Source organism: Rhizohabitans arisaemae (genome assembly GCF_025996515.1).
GTDB lineage: Bacteria > Actinomycetota > Actinomycetes > Streptosporangiales > Streptosporangiaceae > Rhizohabitans > Rhizohabitans arisaemae.
In genome coordinates this window covers 34,405-51,377 of sequence record NZ_BLRH01000014.1, presented here as the reverse complement: position 1 = coordinate 51,377, position 16,973 = coordinate 34,405, and the positions used below count along the sequence as shown (strand labels likewise).

13 protein-coding genes are annotated in these 16,973 nt (G+C 72.5%); 9 read left to right on the top strand and 4 right to left on the bottom strand.

The features are described from left to right. Positions 1–18 precede the first annotated feature (18 nt). Genes RUR_RS06895 through RUR_RS06870 form a run of 6 tightly spaced genes read left to right on the top strand, consistent with a single transcriptional unit; the run spans position 19 to position 10,453 of the window. Entirely contained in the window at positions 19–963 is a 945-nt protein-coding gene (locus RUR_RS06895) for a DUF1702 family protein (RefSeq protein ID WP_283134071.1), read from the top strand. After that, entirely contained in the window at positions 960–2,900 is a 1,941-nt protein-coding gene (locus RUR_RS06890) for an FG-GAP repeat domain-containing protein (protein WP_283134070.1), read from the top strand. The genes RUR_RS06895 and RUR_RS06890 overlap by 4 nt, the downstream gene beginning before the upstream one ends. After that, positions 2,897–3,823, top strand: coding sequence for an enediyne biosynthesis protein UnbU (locus RUR_RS06885; protein ID WP_283134069.1), 927 nt, complete (start codon positions 2,897–2,899; stop codon positions 3,821–3,823). The genes RUR_RS06890 and RUR_RS06885 overlap by 4 nt, the downstream gene beginning before the upstream one ends. Beyond that, positions 3,823–9,348, top strand: coding sequence for a type I polyketide synthase (locus RUR_RS06880; RefSeq protein ID WP_283134068.1), 5,526 nt, complete (start codon positions 3,823–3,825; stop codon positions 9,346–9,348). Before RUR_RS06885 ends, RUR_RS06880 begins: the two co-directional genes overlap by 1 nt. Continuing rightward, on the top strand, positions 9,345–9,812 hold the full coding sequence (locus RUR_RS06875) for an acyl-CoA thioesterase (RefSeq protein WP_283134067.1): 468 nt from the start codon (positions 9,345–9,347) through the stop codon (positions 9,810–9,812). Before RUR_RS06880 ends, RUR_RS06875 begins: the two co-directional genes overlap by 4 nt. Further along, positions 9,809–10,453, top strand: a complete 645-nt coding sequence (locus RUR_RS06870) for an MOSC domain-containing protein (protein ID WP_283134066.1) — start codon at positions 9,809–9,811, stop codon at positions 10,451–10,453. The genes RUR_RS06875 and RUR_RS06870 overlap by 4 nt, the downstream gene beginning before the upstream one ends. A gap of 57 nt (positions 10,454–10,510) precedes the next feature. Here the strand turns inward: RUR_RS06870 and RUR_RS06865 are convergent, their stop codons facing one another. Together RUR_RS06865 and RUR_RS06860 are read right to left on the bottom strand one after the other, a co-directional pair. After that, positions 10,511–11,473, bottom strand: coding sequence for a hypothetical protein (locus RUR_RS06865; protein ID WP_283134065.1), 963 nt, complete (start codon positions 11,471–11,473; stop codon positions 10,511–10,513). Between the two features lie 187 nt (positions 11,474–11,660). Next, a complete protein-coding gene (locus tag RUR_RS06860) occupies positions 11,661–12,311 on the bottom strand; it encodes a class I SAM-dependent methyltransferase (RefSeq protein WP_283134064.1) in 651 nt (216 codons plus the stop codon). Between the two features lie 230 nt (positions 12,312–12,541). Between RUR_RS06860 and RUR_RS06855 the strand changes: the two genes are divergently transcribed. Both RUR_RS06855 and RUR_RS06850 read left to right on the top strand, forming a co-directional pair. After that, positions 12,542–12,733: a ferredoxin gene (locus tag RUR_RS06855; protein WP_283134063.1), complete on the top strand. Its 192-nt coding sequence runs from the start codon at positions 12,542–12,544 to the stop codon at positions 12,731–12,733. A gap of 68 nt (positions 12,734–12,801) precedes the next feature. Next, on the top strand, positions 12,802–12,984 hold the full coding sequence (locus tag RUR_RS06850; protein ID WP_283134062.1) for a hypothetical protein: 183 nt from the start codon (positions 12,802–12,804) through the stop codon (positions 12,982–12,984). A gap of 165 nt (positions 12,985–13,149) precedes the next feature. Here RUR_RS06850 and RUR_RS06845 read toward each other — a convergent pair whose 3' ends face one another. Together RUR_RS06845 and RUR_RS06840 are read right to left on the bottom strand one after the other, a co-directional pair. Next, entirely contained in the window at positions 13,150–14,451 is a 1,302-nt protein-coding gene (locus RUR_RS06845) for an MFS transporter (RefSeq protein ID WP_283134061.1), read from the bottom strand. Then, the gene (locus RUR_RS06840) at positions 14,448–15,044 is read right to left on the bottom strand and encodes an ArsR/SmtB family transcription factor (RefSeq protein ID WP_283134060.1); all 597 of its coding nucleotides are present in this window, start codon (positions 15,042–15,044) and stop codon (positions 14,448–14,450) included. The genes RUR_RS06845 and RUR_RS06840 overlap by 4 nt, the downstream gene beginning before the upstream one ends. Before the next feature lie 308 nt (positions 15,045–15,352). Here RUR_RS06840 and RUR_RS06835 point away from each other — a divergent pair, with 308 nt between their 5' ends. Beyond that, positions 15,353–16,861 (top strand): sensor histidine kinase, encoded by a 1,509-nt coding sequence (locus RUR_RS06835; RefSeq protein ID WP_283134059.1) that lies wholly within the window; start codon positions 15,353–15,355, stop codon positions 16,859–16,861. Positions 16,862–16,973: the final 112 nt, after the last annotated feature.

Sequence of the window (16,973 nt, the reverse complement as noted above, 5' to 3'; positions counted from 1 at the left end):
CCACACTGGCCGTCCAGAATGCTCTGGCAGGATCTGAACCAAGTGGATTTCGGCCATCGCAGGTTCCGGCTCCGGACCGGACCGGCCAGGGACATCCTGGAAACCGCCGGGCGTCATTTCCTCACCGGATTCAACCTCGTCCTCACCACGCCGAGCCACGAGATCTCCGACCGGATCGACCGGCTCCCGGAGGGTCTGCGGGGCTTCGCCTACGAGGGGGCGGGGATGGCGTGCACCATCCTGGACCTGCTCACCCTCTCCGGCGGCCGGCGGGTGCGCACGCTCCTCACCGCGACCGCCGTACGCCACCCCCACCTGGTGCACGTCGGCATGGGCTGGGGTTACGCGCGGATGCGAGCCCGCCCCACCTGGGGAATCCGGACGGTCCACCCGCTGCTGCGCTGGCTCGCCTTCGACGGCTTCGGCTTCCACCAGGGGTTCTTCCACACCGACCGGACGGTGGGACGGCAGCGGGCCCACACCCTCATGACCCCGGTCCAGCGGACGATCTGCGATCAGGGCCTCGGGCGCATGCTCTGGTTCCACGAGTGCGCGGACGTCGAGTCGGTGGCCCTGCGGATCGCCGAATTCGCCCCGCGCCGGCGGCCCGACCTGTGGAGCGGTGTCGGACTCGCCGCCACCTACGTGGGCGGCGCGACCCCGGGTGAACTGCTCAACCTGGTGGATCTGGCCCGCGGCGGGGCCGCGGAGGGGACCGGCTTCCAGGCGCACCTCGCCCAGGGCTCCGCCTTCGCCGGTGCCGCCCGGGTGATCTCGGGGACGATCCCCGAGCACACCCGGAACGCCTCGCTCCTGCTCGCCGGGGCCGACGTCGAGGAGGCCGCCCGCTGGACCGAGGACGCCCTGATCCCGCTCGGGGAGAACCCGCACAGCGGGGAGCACTTCCAACGGTGGCGAGCCGAGATCCGCAGGATCTGGGCGCGGAAAGGGGAGAACCCGTGAGCAGGCTCAAACCCCCGATCCGCTCCCTGGCCCGGCGGAACGCGGCCGGATTCCTGGCGGTCGGCGCGAGTCTGGCCGTGTGGGCGGCGACCTGCCTGCCCACCTCGGACGCCGCCCGAACCAGGCTCGGGCGGGAGTTCCGCTTCGAAGCCGTGCCGCTCGGGGCACCGGACCGGCCCGAAGACCGGCGGCTCCGCCCGGTGGCGCCCTCCTACGAGGGGGTCCGGGCGTGGATCTCCTCGGTCGGCGCCGGGGTGGCCCTCTTCGACCTCGGCGGGGACGGCGTCTCCGACGACGTCTGCCTGGTCGACCCCCGCACCGACACCGTGACCGTGCAGCCCGCGCCGGGCAGCGGGGCACGGTATCGGCCGTTCGTCCTCCGGCCGCCGGACGCGGCGCCGTACGAGGCCCCGATGGGGTGCCTGCCCGCCGACTTGAACGAGGACGGGCGGCAGGACGTGGTCGTGTACTACTGGGGCCGGAGTCCCTCGGTGTTCCTGCGCAAGCCCGCGGAACGCCCGGCGCGGATCGCCTTCCAGCACCAGAACCTCCTGGACCGGCCGCAGATCTGGAACACCAACGCGGCCACCCTCGGCGACTACGACGGGGACGGGCACCTCGACCTGGTGTTCGGCAACTACTTCCCCGAGGGCGCCCGGGTCCTCGACCCCACCGGCGACCACGGGAACATCGTCATGCCGGACTCGCTCTCCGGCGGCCGCAACGGGGGAACCAACCGGCTGCTGCGCTTCACCGGGACCTCCCGGGGAGCCGTCCGGTTCGAAGAGGTCAAGGGGGTCTTCGACTCCGGCGCCGGGGCGTGGACGCTCGCCCTTGGCACCCAGGACCTCGACGGCGACTTCCGCCCCGACCTCTATGTCGCCAACGACTTCGCCCCCGACCAGCTGCTGATCAACGAATCGGAGCCGGGCCGGATCAGGTTCCGCGCGGCCCGGGGGACGCGGCACCTGGCCACCCCCAAGTCCAAGGTGGTCGGCGGCGACTCCTTCAAGGGCATGGGGGTCGCCTTCACCGACCTCAACGCCGACGAGATCCCCGACATCCTGGTCAGCAACATCACCGAGCCGTACGCCCTGCAGGAGAGCAACTTCGCCTTCGTCTCCACCGGAAGCCGGGACATGCACCGCGGCCACGCCCCCTACGACGACCGGAGCGAGGAACTCGGGCTGAGCCGCTCCGGCTGGTCCTGGGACGTCAAGGCGGCCGACTTCAACAACGACGGCGTCGACGAGGTGATGCACGCCACCGGTTTCGTCCGGGGCACGGTCAACCGCTGGGCCCAGCTGCAGGAGACGGCGACGTCCAACGATCTGATCGTCGCCCATCCGGGCCTGTGGCCGTACATCAGGGCCGGTGACGACCTCTCCGGCCGGAACGCCAACACGTTCTTCGCCCGCACCGACGACGGCCGCTACGTGGACGCCGCGCGCCGGGTCGGGGTCGGCACCGAGGCGGTGAGCCGCGGCTTCGCCGTGGGGGACGTGCAGGGCGACGGACGTCTGGACTTCGCGGTGGCCAACCAGTGGGGCCAGTCGACCCTCTACCTCAACAGGTCCGAGCACTCCCCGTTCCTGGGGCTGCGGCTGAAGCTCCCGACGGGCGTCTGCCCCCAGGGTCCGGGACTCCGTACGGCCCTGCCGGCCCGTCCCGCCATCGGCGCGGTCGCCCGGCTCGTGCCCGCCACGGGGGCGCCGCAGGTCCGGCAGCTCTATCCGGCAAACGGGCACGGCGGCGTCTCCGCGCCCGACCTGCTGTTCGGGCTGAGCGGGCAGACCACGGCCAACCCGGTCCGGGTCGACCTCTCCTGGCGGGACGCCTGCGGCCGCATCCACAAGACCACGGAGACCTTCGCCCCCGGCTGGCATCAGGTCCTGCTCACCTCGGACGGCCGGGCCAGGAAGGTGGCGGAGCGGTGACCCCCGACCCACGGAGCAAGGCGCTCCGCAGATTCGCCGCGTCGATCACCCTGGCCACGGTGCTCGGGCACAGCGTGCTCGGGTTCGAGCAGGCCTATCTCACCCCGATCGCGGGGGTGCTCACCGCGCTGGCCGCCGAGTTCGTCCTGGAGACGGCGGAGGCCTGGGGGCACGGACGCCGGGCCAGGTACCTGGCGCCCGCCGGTCAGGTGATCGACTTCTTCCTCCCCGCCTACATCGGCGGGCTGGCCTGTGCGATGCTCCTCTACGGCGGTTCCCACCTGCTGCCGACCGTCCTGGCGGCGCTCGTCGGGGTCGGCTCCAAGTACGTGCTGCGCGTCTCACCCGGCCCCGGCCGGCCGGCGCGGCACTTCCTCAACCCGTCCAACCTCGGGATCTGCTGCGTCCTGCTGCTGTTCCCCTGGGTGAGCATCGCGCCGCCGTACCAGTTCACCGAGTGGGTCTTCGGGCCGGTCGACGCGCTGGTCCCGCTGGTGGTGCTGACGCTCGGCACGCTGCTCAACGCCAAGCTGACCGGCAAGATGCCGCTGATCCTGGGCTGGGTGGGCGGGTTCGCCGCCCAGGCCGTGCTGCGCGGCCTGTTCACCGACACGGCGATCCCGAGCGCGCTGCTGCCGATGACCGGGGCGGCGTTCGTCCTCTACACCAACTACATGATCACCGATCCGGGCACGACCCCCTGGCGCCGCCGGGAGCAGGTGGTGTTCGGGCTCGCCACCGCCGCCGTCTACGGCCTGCTGGTCCACTTCCACGTCGTCTTCGGCCTCTTCTTCGCCCTGGTGATCGTCTGCGCGGGGCGCGGGCTGGTCCACGCCGCGTCGGCGCTGTACCGCCGGATCAGCACCCCGGCCGTCCCCGCGCCGCCTCCACGGGCGGAAGTCGCCGCAGGGGTGGGTCCCTGATGTCGATCGCGATCGTCGGCCTGGCCTGCCGCTACCCCGACTCAGACGACGCGGCGGCCCTGTGGGAGACGGTGATCGGGCAGCGGCGGGCGTTCCGGCGGATCCCCCCGGAGCGCCTCGACCTCGACGACTACCTCTGCGCGGACCGGTCCGTCCCGGACACCACCTACAGCGCGTCGGCCGCGATCCTGCGCGACTGGGTCTTCGACCGTACCGCCTTCGGCATCCCGGGCCCGGTGTACCGTACGGCCGACCCGGCGCACTGGCTCGCCCTGGAGACGGCCTCCCGGGCGCTCGCCGACGCCGGGTTCCCGGAGGCCGCGGGCCTGGATCGGGACCGCGTCTCGGTGGTGATCGGCAACACGCTCACCGGGGAGGTGACCCGGGCCAACGCCCTCCGCCTGCGCTGGCCGTACGTACGGCGGGTGCTCGCCGCCGCGCTGGAGCGCGCCGATCCGAGTCCGGCACGGCGCCGCGAGATCCTGGACGAGGCGATGGCGAACTTCCTCGCCCCGTTCCCGGAGACCTCGGACGAGAGCCTGGCGGGCGGTCTCTCCAACACCATCGCCGGGCGGATCTGCAACCATTTCGACCTGCGGGGCGGCGGGTACACGGTGGACGGCGCCTGCGCCTCCTCGCTGCTGGCGGTCATCACGGCCGGTACGGCGCTGCGGGACGGTTCGGCGGACTTCGTCCTCGCCGGTGGGGTCGACCTCAGTCTCGACCCGTTCGAGCTGATCGGTTTCGCCAAGGCGGGCGCGCTCGCCGACGAGCGGATGCGGGTCTACGACCGGGACTCCGACGGCTTCTGGCCCGGGGAGGGGTGCGGGATCGTCGCGTTGATGCGGACCGCCGACGCGGTAGCCCAACGAATCCCGATATATGCAGAAATAGCAGGTTGGGGGGTCTCCTCGGATGGAAGGGGGGGCATGACCCGGCCCGAAGCCGAGGGCCAGCTGCGCGCCCTCCGCCGGGCCTACACCCACGCCGGGGTCCACCCGTCCGCGGTGGCCCTCTTCGAAGGGCACGGCACGGGGACCGCCGTCGGGGACACCACCGAACTGCGCGCCCTGCTCACCCTGCTCGACGACCCCCCGCCCACCCGGACGGCCCCGGCCGCGATCGGCTCGGTCAAAGGCAACATCGGCCACACCAAGGCCGCGGCGGGCGTGGCCGGACTGATCAAGGCGACGCTCAGCCTGGCCTGCGGCGTCCTTCCTCCCACCACCGGCTGCCGGGAGCCGCACCCCCTCCTGCGACCGGACGGCCCGCTCCGGATCCTGCGGCGCTGCGAGCCGTGGCCGGACGGACCCCGCCACGCGGGGGTGAGCGGCTTCGGCTTCGGCGGCGTCAACGCCCACGTGGTCCTCCGGCTCCAGCGGGACCTGCTCGACGCGGCGAGCCACCGGCGTCCCCCCGCCGCCCGTACGGCGACGCCGGTCCCACCGCCCGAGACCGAGGTGTTCCTGTTCGGCGGCGACCGCCCTGCCGACGTCGTCGACCGGCTCACCCGAATCGCCGAGCTCGCGCCGCGTCTGTCCGAGGCCGAACTGCACGACCTCGCCTGCGCCCTGGCCGCCCGGCCGATCCACGGCCCGTACCGGGTCGCCTGCACCGCGCGGACGCCCGCCGAACTCGCCGAACGGGCCCTGCGGGCGCGCAAGGTCCTGGCGCGCACCCCGGCCGGCCGGGTCCGGGCCGAGCCCGGGGTCTTCGCCGGGGTCCACGCCCGCGGCCGGGTGACCCTGCTCTTCCCCGGACAGGGCGCCCCGGTCCGCCTGCCGCCGGACGACGTCCCCCCGCGATTCCCGCTCAGCCGCGTCGACCTCCCGCCGCAGCCCGCCGAGGCCGGGCCGGGTGAGGCGGCCGCGCCGCGGCTCGCGCAGAGCAGGCTCGACACCGCGGTGGCGCAGCCCGCCATCCTGCACGCCTCCCTCACCGGGCTGCGCGTCCTGGACCTGCTCGGCGTGACGGCGGACGCGGGCGTCGGCCACAGCCTGGGGGAGATCACCGGTCTGGTGTGGGCGGGCGCCCTCACCGAGGAGGACGCCGGTGTCCTGGTCCGTGAGCGGGGCCGGATCATGGACGAGCTGGGCCGTCCGGGGACCGGGATGGTGAGCGTCGGGGCGCCCAGGGAGCACGCCGAACGGTGGGCACACGAGTTCGGGCTGGTCGTCGCCGCCTACAACGGGCCCGCCTCCCACGTCCTGGCCGGTTCGCACGCCGGGATCGTCGGGGTGGCGGCGCACGCCGAACGGGCCGGTGCCGCCACCACGATGCTCGCCGTCTCGCGCGGCTTCCACTCCCCCGCGATGGCCGACTGCGCCGACGCCTTCGCCGACACGCTCACCTCGACCGCCTTCACCGGGCTGAAACGCACCCTGCTGTCCACCGTGACCGGAGGTCCGCTCGGCGACGGCGACGACCCGGTCCTGCTCCTGCGCGAGCAGATCACCGCACCCGTCCGCTTCGAGCAGGCGGTACGTCTGATCGCCCCGGCGACCGACCTGTTCTGCGAGGTCGGGCCGGGCAGCGCCCTGGCCGGTCTGGTCGGCGGCGTCCCCGCCGTGAGCATGGACGTCTTCGGCCCCGGCGACACGCCGCTCGCCGAGACGATGGCGGCCCTGTTCGCCTGCGGCGCCGTGGACGGCCTCGCCCCGTTCTTCGCCGGCCGCGGCGAAAGGCCGATCGACCTCCGGCGCGACCCCGCCTTCCTGGCGAACCCCTGCGCCCGCCCGTTCCCCGCCCCGGCGCCCGAGGTCACGGCGGTCTCCGAGCCCGTCGCGGACCCGGCCGACGCCGAGTCCACCGTGATCTCCCTGGTGACGGCCGCGACCGAACTTCCCCGTACGGCGATCACCCCGGACCACCGCCTCCTCGGCGACCTGCACCTGACCTCCTTCCGGGTCGCCCAGCTGATCGCCTCCGCCGCCGACACCCTCGGCAGACGGCGCCCGATGGCCCCGCTCAGCATGGCCGACGCCACGATCGCCGAGGTCGTCGCGGTGCTGCGCGCCCTCCCCGAGATCGGCTCCGGGGAGGCCGAGGAGGGCCACGATCCGACGCCCGCGGGGGTCGCCCCGTGGATCCGCTGCTTCACCGAGACCCTCGGCGAGCCCGGACTCCTGCCCACGGTCGCCGTGACGGACGCGATCCGGGTCGAAGACCCGGGCCGGACCGGCGAACTGATCGACGCCTGCCGGGCCGCCCTGGCGACCGGCCGGATCACCGTGCTCGCCCGTTCCGACGCGCTCTCGGGGTTCCTGCGCAGCCTCTGGCTGGAGCATCCGCAGACCACGGTGACCCTGATCCGGTCCTGCACCGCCTACCCGCCCGATGAGGTGCGGGTCCCCGCGGAGCCCGGCTACCACGAGTTCGTCCTGGACGCCGACGGCCGCCTCCGGACCCCGGGGCTCCTCCCCGTGTCCCTGCGCGACCGGGCCGCGGCGCCGCAGGCCCACTCCGGGGCGGCCCTGGTCACCGGAGGCGGCAAAGGCATCGGCCTGGAGTGCGCGATCGCCCTCGCCCAAGCCGTCCGATGCCCGCTCGCGCTGCTCGGCCGGGGCGAGCCCGGCACGGACCCGGTGCTCGCCGCCGGTCTGCGGCGGCTCGACGCCGCAGGGGTCGACGTCGTCTATGAAACCGCCGACCTGGGCGACGCGGACGCCGTGCGGCGGGCCGTACACCGCGCGGAGCGCCGCCTCGGCACCGAGATCACGATGCTCGTCCACTCGGCGGGGATCAACCGGCCCGCCCGCTTCGCCGACCTGACCGCCGCCGACTTCGACCGGCACGTCGCCCCCAAGTCCGGCGCGCTGGACACCCTGCTCGCCGCCGCCGGGCACCTGCGGAGTGTGGTCACCTTCGGATCGGTGATCGGCCGGCACGGCCTCGGCGGGGAGAGCCACTACGCCCTCGCCAACGGCCTCCTCCGGGAACACGCCGTCCGGCTGGCGGCCGACCGCCCGGACCTGCGGGTACTCCACCTCGACTGGTCGGTGTGGACCGGCGCCGGGATGGCCGAACGGCTCGGCGTCCTCGACTCCCTCCTCCGCTCCGGCGTCACCCCGATCCCCGTCGCCGAGGGGACGGAGCTCTTCCTGCGCCTGCTCGGCACCCCCGGGCTGCCGACGGGCGTCGCCGTCCACGGCCGGCTGGGCGAGCCCCCGGCCGTGCCCCGTCCCGTCCCCGGCGGCCGGTACCTGGAGACGGTCCGCGTCCACCAGCCCGGCGTCGAGCTCATCGCGGAGAGCCGGATCTCCCTCGTCGCCGACCCGCTCCTGGACGGCCACCGGATCGACGGCCTGCCGGTCCTGCCCGCGGTCGCCGGCCTGGAGGCGATGGCCCAGGCCGCCTCCGCGCTCGCCGGACGCCCCCTGACGCAGGTCCGCTCCGCCGCCTTCACCCAGCCGGTGGTCCTGGCCGAGGACGGGGTACGGCTCCTGCGGGTCTGCGCCCTCCGGGACGGGGACGCCATCCGGACCGTGCTCCGCAGCGACGAGACCGCCCACGGCCCCGACCACTTCAGCGCCGTCTTCCCCATCCCCGCGGACGATCCTTGCCAGGACGGGGTACGGCCCGCGCGGCGCGATCCCCGCGGAACCGGGGACGAAGGCCGCGCGGAGCCCGTACCGGCCGGGAGGCTGTCGCCGGAGGAGCTCTACGGTTCGCTGTGCTTCCACACCGGCGGATTCCGGCGGGTCGCCGAGGTCACCGTGCTCGGCGCGTACGCCTGCCGGGCCGAACTCGCGCCCGGCGCCGAAACCGTCGGCGGCGCCCTGCTGGGCGATCCCGCGATCAACGACGCGACCGTGCACGCCCTGCAGGCCTGTGTGCCGCATCGGCGGCTGCTCCCGGTCGGCGCGGACGCCTTCCACACCACGGGCCGCGACGCCGGCGGGCCGCTCACCCTGCACGCGCGGCAGCGGTCGCAGTCCGGCGCGGACTACGTCTGGGACGTCCACGTGACGGACCGCTCCGGCGCCCCGGTCCGCCGGTGGTCGGGGCTGCGGCTGACCGACGCGGGCCCGCTGGCCCGTACCACGCCGTGGCCCGTCCCGCTGCTCGGCGTCTACCTGCAGCGGGAGGCGATCGCGCTGGGCCTGGACCCCTCGCTCCGGGTTCGGGTGGCGGCGGAGGTCCCGGCCGACCGCGGCGGCTCCCGCAGCCGGCTGGGGGGCCTGGTGCTCTCGGCCCGGGCGCGGGGCGGCGTCGGCTGCGACTGGGAGCCGATCCGCGACGGGGCGGAGCACGCCCTGGGTCCGGCCTTCCGCCGACTCCTCGACGAGCTGCTGCTCCGCTGCGCCGAGCCGCGGGAGCGGACGGCCACCCGGATCTGGACCGCGGTCGAGTGCCTGTCCAAGATCGGACGGCCGCCCACGGAGCCGATCACGGTCAACGGGGTCTACGAGAACGGCTGGATCGCCCTCCGCTGCGGGTCCGCGTCGATCGTCTCCACCGTCGCCGAGGTCGCGGGCGGCCCGGGCCCGGTGGCCGTCGCGCTGCTCACCGGAGGCGGCGGATGAGCGCCGTGCGGACGTACGACCATCGGCACCTGGTCACTCTGGAGGAGACCAACCTGGTGGGGAACGTCTACTTCACCAACTACCTCCGCTGGCAGGGCCACTGCCGGGAGCGCTTCCTGGCGGAGCGCGCCCCCGGGGTGCTCGCCTCGCTCCGGCAGGGGAGCCTCGCCCTGGTCACCGTCTCCTGCCGATGCGACTACTTCGCCGAGTTGTACGGCATGGAGCGGGTCGAGCTGCGGATGTCGCTCGGGGAGACCACCCGGAACCGGATCACCATGCTCTTCGACTACTACCGGATCGGCGGGGCGGTCGCCGAGCTCGTGGCCCGGGGCGGCCAGACGATCGCCTGTATGGCGCGGACCGCCACGGGGATGGCCGCGGTCGCCGTACCGGATGAGCTCTCCCGGGCGCTGGCACCTTACTCAACCCACTCACACCACTCGAACGCTGGGGGAGCTTCATGAAAGTCGTCTCGGTCAACATCGGCACGGCCGTGCCTTCGGACTTCGGGCTCAGCGCCCTCGACAAGCGCCCCGTCCAGGGACGGCACCCGGTCACCGAATTCGGCATCGAGGGGGACGAACAGGCCGACAACGACCACGGCGGGGTGTACTACCCGGTCTACGCCTACGCCCGCGAAGACCTCGACCGGTGGGGCCGGGAACTCGACCGGCGATACGAGAACGGCTCGTTCGGCGAGAACGTCACCCTCTCCGGCGTGGACATCGCCCTGAACATGCTGCTCGGCCAGTTCTGGCGCCTGGGCGAGGTCCGATTCGAGGTCATGGGACCGCGCATCCCCAGCCCCGCGTTCCTCACCACCGTCGGCGTCGGCCTGGAGGCCTTCCTCGACGCGGCACGGCCCGGGGTCTACCTGCGGCCGATCCTCGGCCACCCCGCCGACGTCGCCCACGGCGGGGTCGAGGCCGGGGACGACGTGGAGATCCTGTGGACCCCGCAGGAGCACATCACGATCGGGGAGTCGTGGACCGCGTGCCTGGGGGACGCCGAGACGCTGCGGCGCATCCTGGAACTGCCCGGGCACTCCCCCGCCTGGGACGCGCTGGCGGAGCACACGATCGGCGCCGCGACCCCGCAGCCGTGACGACGGAACCGGCCCGTACGACGGTGACGCCGTACGGGCCGGTCTTTTGTCCGGGCCCTACCGGCCGGCGGAGACCGTCACCACTTGGGCGACGTTCTGCTGGACGAAGGCCGGCGTCAACTGCGCCGGAGCCCCCTTCCGGTGACTGACGACCGAGTTGAACTGCTCGATCGTCACCAGGGTCGGGCCGGTCGGGTTCCTGACGTCGACGAGTTCGACGGCGCCCTGCGGTGCGTATCCCGCGTTGCGCGGCGGGAACTCCTTGGCGTTCCCGTTCTGCATCGTGATGATCGACCTATTGACTAAAACCACGTCCGGGAACTTGCTGGACGTGACTTTGACGTTGAAGTTCATGTTCTGCTGGGCGGGGAAGAACAGCCCGAGGAAGCTGCTGAAAAAGCCGACCGGGTCCCGGAGGAATGCCGCGATAAGCGACGGCCATCTCAGCGGATTCAAGAATAACTCGGCGAATCTGGCGAATACCCGGGCGGGATCGAGCGGCGAAATATTGCTCGACGGTGTCGGCCGGGCACCGTCGTGCCGGATCCCGATGACGCCGAGTGCGTCGCTGACCCCGTCGGAGATATGGTCGGTCGGGTTCAGCAGGACGTTGATCGCCTGCTGGATCACGTTCTTGCCCTGCTTGGACCGGCCCTCCCCGATGGCGACCCCCAGCCCGCCGGCCAGGTTGGCGGTCGCCGTCTCCCCGCCGACCAGGCGCAGGACGCCCTGCGGGGTGACGCACAGGCAGACCTGGAGCGCGCCGAACACCGTCTTCAGGGCCTGCGCGAAGAAAGCCCCGGGATCGGTGGGGAACGGAAGCGTGGCACCGGGATATCCCGGAACCGCGTACTGCCGGGTCAGTCCCAGCGCCGATGCGGACGCCGGGCTCGCCCACATCCCGGCGCCGAAGAGCCCCCCGGTCGCCGCCCCGGCGGTCACGGCGGCAGCCCCGGCGATGAACCTCCGCCTGTCTGCGGTGATTTCCGAATCCGGCCCCCCACTGCTGGGCTCAGGCATGATTTATCCCCTTTTATATATGAGAACGCCTTTAAGGCTTCGAATCGCCCATCAGGCGGGAAAGTTAGTGTGCGCCGGGCCGATTTCCCAGCGCCAAGGGGGTGTTTCCCCACCTGGGGATTCACCTAGCCCAGAGCCCGTTAAACAGTGGGTACAGACAATGCCCATGAATCAATAGGGCAAATACCTAAATGCCCGATGAGATCCGCTCAAGAATGCGCAACGACCCCTCGTGGGCCACCTCGGTGAACGCACCGGAGGCCAGAGCCCGCCGATACATGAAGTAGGGGGCCTGCCCGCCGTCACCCGGCTCGGAAAACACATCGTGAATCGCCAGAGCGCCACCGACCTGCACATGTGGCGCCCAACCCTCATAATCCGCGCGGACCGGCTCCTCGGCGTGCCCGCCGTCGATGAAAAGCAGCCCGAGCGGCCTCGCCCACAACCGCGCCACCGTCTCGGAGCGCCCCACCACCGCGACGACCTCGTTCTCCAGCCCGGCCTCCGCGATCGTCGACCGGAAAACCGGCAGCGAGTCCATCCGGCCCGACGCCGGATCCACGAGCGAGGGGTCGTGATGCTCCCATCCGGGCTGGATCTCCTCGGATCCGCGGTGGTGGTCGACCGTCACCACCACACTCCCGACCAGCCGCGCCGCGGCGCCCAGATAGACGGCGGACTTCCCGCAGTAGCTACCGATCTCGCAGATCGGGCCGCGACGGCCGTACACACACGCCGCCTCGAACAAGGCCAGCCCCTCGACGGCCGGCATGAACCCCTTGGCGCTCTCCGCGGCGCGCAGCAACCCCTCGGGCATTGCGATCTTCACAGTACTCATTTCCACACGCATCCGGCCGGTCGAACGGACGATCGGCGAGGTCCCCGGCCGACGAACCCGCCCATCTCGGCCTGAGCACCGCCCACGCCATACGGCAACCTCTCACGAAGGACGGACATCACTCCCCTATCCGCCCGATTCCGATATCGACCCGCGGCGACGGTCCCGCGACACACCGTGACCCGGCATGAGATCATCGAAACGCGCACCGGCAACGGGAAGGGATCAGGATGGAGATCAGCGTCGACCCGCTCGTCTGCGAGGCCAACGGCGTGTGCGCCGGGCTCGCCCCCGACGTCTTCGAACTCGACGACGAGGACAGACTGCACATCCTGCGGCCCACGCCCCCCGCCGACGCGCTCGACCGGGTCCGCCACGCCGTCCGATCCTGCCCGAAGACCGCACTCACCCTGCGCGAATAGCGATCGCGGTTTCAACCGCCCGGAACGGGGCAGCCGGACGCCACCTGACCCCGAACCGGGAGGCGGAATTGGCCGCATACCGACGCCGGGGACTCGGGCTCGTCGGCCTGATCTACATCCTGATCGGCATCTACGTGGCCTGGGTCCACGACTACCTCAACGCTCCCCTGCTCAGAGAGATCGCCGAAGCACTCCTGGCGATCTTCCTGTGGTTCCTGCCCTTGCTCGACGTGGACCTGAACCTCGGCTGACCCCGGCCCCGGCCGTCGGGTACGGCTGCCGCGGTCACCACGCGGCAGCCGTACCCACCTCGGCAAACCCCCGTTCCCGGACCGACGATCCGGTACGGCGTACGCGACACCTCGACGAACGCGGCCCGAGCCGGCCGGGCGGCAGCCGTCCCCGGCCAAGGCCACTCACCCCGCCGGACGCGGGTCCTCCAGTCGGCCGACCTCCGCGAGGGAGGGCTCGGCGGCGCGGCGCCCCTGCCGGTAGAGGAACGTCGAGAGCGCCAGCAGACCGGCGGTCACCCACCACGAGGCGGCCGTACCGTACCGGGAGGCGAGCCAGCCGAACGCGAGCGCCGAGAGACCCCCGCCCACCTGGAGCAGAAGCGAGTCGACCGAGAGCAGGGTGGCGCGGCGAGCCGAGTCCACCCGGCCGTGCATCAGCTCCGACCGAAGCACGTCGACCACCCCCGCACCGGCGAAGAGCAGCAGGTAGGCGAGCCCGGCGAAGACAAGCGCGACCGCGCCGGCGAGCGGTACCGTCCCAGCCAGCGCCGCCAAGGCGAGGACGCCGGCCAGGCTTGCGGCGATCGCCCCCCGGGCCGAGGTCCCGGTCCGCCGCGCCGCAGCCGGTGCGGCGGCGCTCCCGAGCGAGCTGCCCAGGAAGCCGACGGCCGCGACGACCGCGTAGGCCAGGCCCGCCGTCTCCGGCCGACCGGTGATCTGGGCCAGACGCCCGGGCGTGAGCATCTCCACGGCGTTGAGCACGACCCCGAGCGCGACGGCGACGACCAGCAGCCGGGTGAGCACCCCGTCGCCGAGCGCGGTCCGGAAGCCGGAGACGATCGTCGCCGGGACTCCGCGCAGCACACCGCCGAGGGTGACCGCGGCGCGCGGCGGCTCCGGCAGCGCCAGGACCACCGTCACCAGCAGCACCGCGGCGGTCGCCGAGGCGAGGAGCAGCGGGAGGGAGAGCGGGAGGATCGGCCCGGCCGACCATCCGGCGGGGACGAGCAGCGGGATCACCCCGCCGAGGAGGGCGCCCCCGCCGAGCCCCGCGGAGCCGGCCGAGGAGCCCGCCGCCAGACCCGGCTTGAGGTCGGCGTCCGGTCCCTCGACGGCGTGCGCGGTGTCCACGTACCAGGCCTGGGCCGGTCCGCTGTGCAACGCCCGGGCGACACCCTTGAGCACGGAGATCGCGATGAACTCGGTCAGGGTGCCGGCGACCGCCAGCCAGGCCATCGCCGCGACGGTGAACACGGCCGAGGCCGCCAGCACGACCCGGCGGCCGAGCACGTCCGCGAGCCCGCCGGTGGGCAGTTCCAGGGCCACCACGACCAGGGAGTAGATCGCGAAGACCAGGCCGATCGCGGCCAGGTCGAGCCCGCGCTCGGTCATGATGAGGACGAACGGCGCCAGCATCAAGCCGACGGGAAACCAGGTGAGGAAGCTGACCAGGGCATAACGGCGCCGCGCCGACCGGTGGTTCACCCCTCCGCCTCGTCTGCGGGCGCCGCGGCCTTGCGCTCCCTGGGGAAAGCCATCGCGCCCAAGGTGACCCGGACCGCGTCGGGGCGGCCCGCGTCACGGGCCTCCAGCTCATCGATGAGGGATTGGATCCGCTCCCACAGCTCCTGCAGGGTGTCGGGGGCCATCCGGACCGAGTAGTCGCTCACGCCGGCGGTCTCGATCCACGCGTCGCTCCACGAGGCCCGGCCCCGGTCGAACTCCGCCGCCGCCTCGCGGAGCGCCTCCCACTGCCGGTTCTGCATGAACGCGATGACCTCGCGCCCCTCATCCGTTCCGGCGAAGTCCGCGTTGTTCCAGGCGGTGAGCTCGTGCGCGGCACGCCAGCGCCGTTCCCGCCGGTTGGGCTGGACGGGGGCCTCCTCGACGAAGCCGTACTTGGCGAGCTCTCTGAGGTGGTAGCTGGTCGAGCCGGAGCTCTCCCCGAACTTGCGGGCCAGCTCGGAGGCGGTGGCCTCCCCATGGGACCTGAGTTCGCCCAGCATCCGCACGCGGAGGTCGTGGGCGAGCGCCTTCATGGTGGCCAGGTCTGTGACCCACTTCACTTTTCTGGTCATGCGCCGAGAGTAAAGCGCAAAGAGTTATTTGCAAAGAGAATTTTGCAAATAACTCTTTGCGATCCTCCGGCTCGTGACGGCGAGACACGCGGTTCCAAACCGGTCGCCTCCAGGTCGCCGGCCCTCGCGACCGCCGTAACGCGCCGGTGGAGCCGCGCTGAAGCAAACCGCCGTTGGGTCCGCTCGGGGAGACCCATGGCCACCTCACCCTGGGACGGACCCTCGTCCGATTCCGGCACCGGTCCTACGGCCGGGTCGGCCGCCGATATGACTTGTGGTGGATCTCCATGGGGCGCACGATGTGACACGTGCGGCAGGCGCAGAGCCGATGGACCACCGGGGCCGCGGTCACCGGTGCTCTCACGCTTTCACTGAGCGCGCTGCTCGCCCTGACGTCGGTCCCCGAGGCCAGGCTGCCGCTCCTCGGCGCCCTCACCTTTTACTGCGCCGGCCTGTACGGGCTCCGCCGCGCCCCCGGCCATCCACTCTCCCCGGGCGTCCTGCTCCTGGCGACCGTGTACTCCGGGCACGTCACCCTGACCGCCGTCGGCGCGATGCCACCGGCGGACACCGTATGGGCGCAGTTGTGCGGGTTCGCGGCGGACGTCGCGCTCGGCGCGGTGTTCGTCCTCGGGGCACAGCTGATCGCCGGACTCCCCGCGGGCAGGCGGCTCCGCCCCGGGGAGACCTGGGTGCTGCGCGCCCTGTGGGTCACCGTGCTCCTCCCCGTCCACCCGTTCCAGCTCGCGGTCGGCGTCGTAATCATGCTGATGCCACGGCACGACCTCGCCCACCTGCACACCGTGGAGCGGGCGTTCGACGCCTCCGGCGACGAGAAGGCCGTCACCTCGCTGATCGCCGAATCGCTCACCCGGGGTCTCGGGGCTCCCTGGGTCCGTGTCCACCTGCCCGGACGCGTGCTCGCGTACGGGCAGGAGGGACACGCCCCGGCGACCTCCGCACCGCTCTCCCACGACGGGACCGACCTCGGGAAGCTGGAGGTGGGCGGGGAACACGACCCCGCCGTGATCCGGGACTTCGCCCGGGCCGCGGCCCGGGCCCTGCACACCGTGAGCCGGCCCCTCGCCCCGCCGTCGCCGGACCTACGGCCCCGACTCCTCGACGCCTTCGAGGTCGAGCGGGCGCGGACCGCCGGAACGCTGCGGCACGCCGTACAGCGGCGGGTGGCCGAGCTCGCCGTCCGGCTGCGGCTGCTGCGCCGTACCCTCATCGAACCGGTCCGGATCGGGCCCGGCGTCGCCGCCAAGGTCGCCACGCCGGAGGCCGCCGCTGCGGCGGCCGAGCTCGAACAGATCCAGGATCAGGCCCGGGAGCTCCTCGTCACGGTACGCGCGATCTCCGCCGAGCTCTGGCCGGAGGAGATGACCACGGGAGGTCTCGCCGACGCGGTGACCGCGCTCGTCCGGCGCACCCCGATCCCGGTGGAGACCGACATCGGCGAGCTCGGGCGGCATCCGGCCGGGGTCGAGCACGCGGCGTTCGACTGCGTTCAGGCGGCGCTGGCCTGCGCCCGGAGGACGGCCCCCGCCTCCCCGGTGGAGGTACGGCTCGCGTGCGAGGAGAACGAGCTGCTCATCGAGGTGTCGGGCGAGGGTCTGCTGTTCGACGACACAGGCGAAGAAGGTCACAATCCAGACAAACTTCACGTGCTCCATGACCGGGTCGCCGCCACCGGTGGATCACTCAACGTCGGCGACAAACTGCTCTCCGCACGTTTCCCCGTACCTGAGAGCTTCTGTGACCAGGGACACTACCCTTATGAGCTAATCAGGGGTGACCAGATCGAGCGGTCCTGAGAGGATCGTGCGAGAGGTTACCCGAGTCGGGCCCACTCGCCCAATTCGGACGAGTAGCCTTGAGACCGGTTACCTAACATCCAACGCCGATCTGCGGAAGAGGGCGATTTCC

Excerpts from the sequence above, each read along its gene's own strand:
- RUR_RS06840 (WP_283134060.1), bottom strand. The coding sequence starts at position 15,044 with ATGACCAGAAAAGTGAAGTGGGTCACAGACCTGGCCACCATGAAGGCG.
- RUR_RS06865 (WP_283134065.1), bottom strand. The coding sequence starts at position 11,473 with ATGCCTGAGCCCAGCAGTGGGGGGCCGGATTCGGAAATCACCGCAGAC.
- RUR_RS06895 (WP_283134071.1), top strand. The coding sequence starts at position 19 with ATGCTCTGGCAGGATCTGAACCAAGTGGATTTCGGCCATCGCAGGTTC.
- RUR_RS06855 (WP_283134063.1), top strand. The coding sequence starts at position 12,542 with ATGGAGATCAGCGTCGACCCGCTCGTCTGCGAGGCCAACGGCGTGTGC.
- RUR_RS06875 (WP_283134067.1), top strand. The coding sequence starts at position 9,345 with ATGAGCGCCGTGCGGACGTACGACCATCGGCACCTGGTCACTCTGGAG.
- RUR_RS06870 (WP_283134066.1), top strand. The coding sequence starts at position 9,809 with ATGAAAGTCGTCTCGGTCAACATCGGCACGGCCGTGCCTTCGGACTTC.
- RUR_RS06860 (WP_283134064.1), bottom strand. The coding sequence starts at position 12,311 with ATGAGTACTGTGAAGATCGCAATGCCCGAGGGGTTGCTGCGCGCCGCG.
- RUR_RS06880 (WP_283134068.1), top strand. The coding sequence starts at position 3,823 with ATGTCGATCGCGATCGTCGGCCTGGCCTGCCGCTACCCCGACTCAGAC.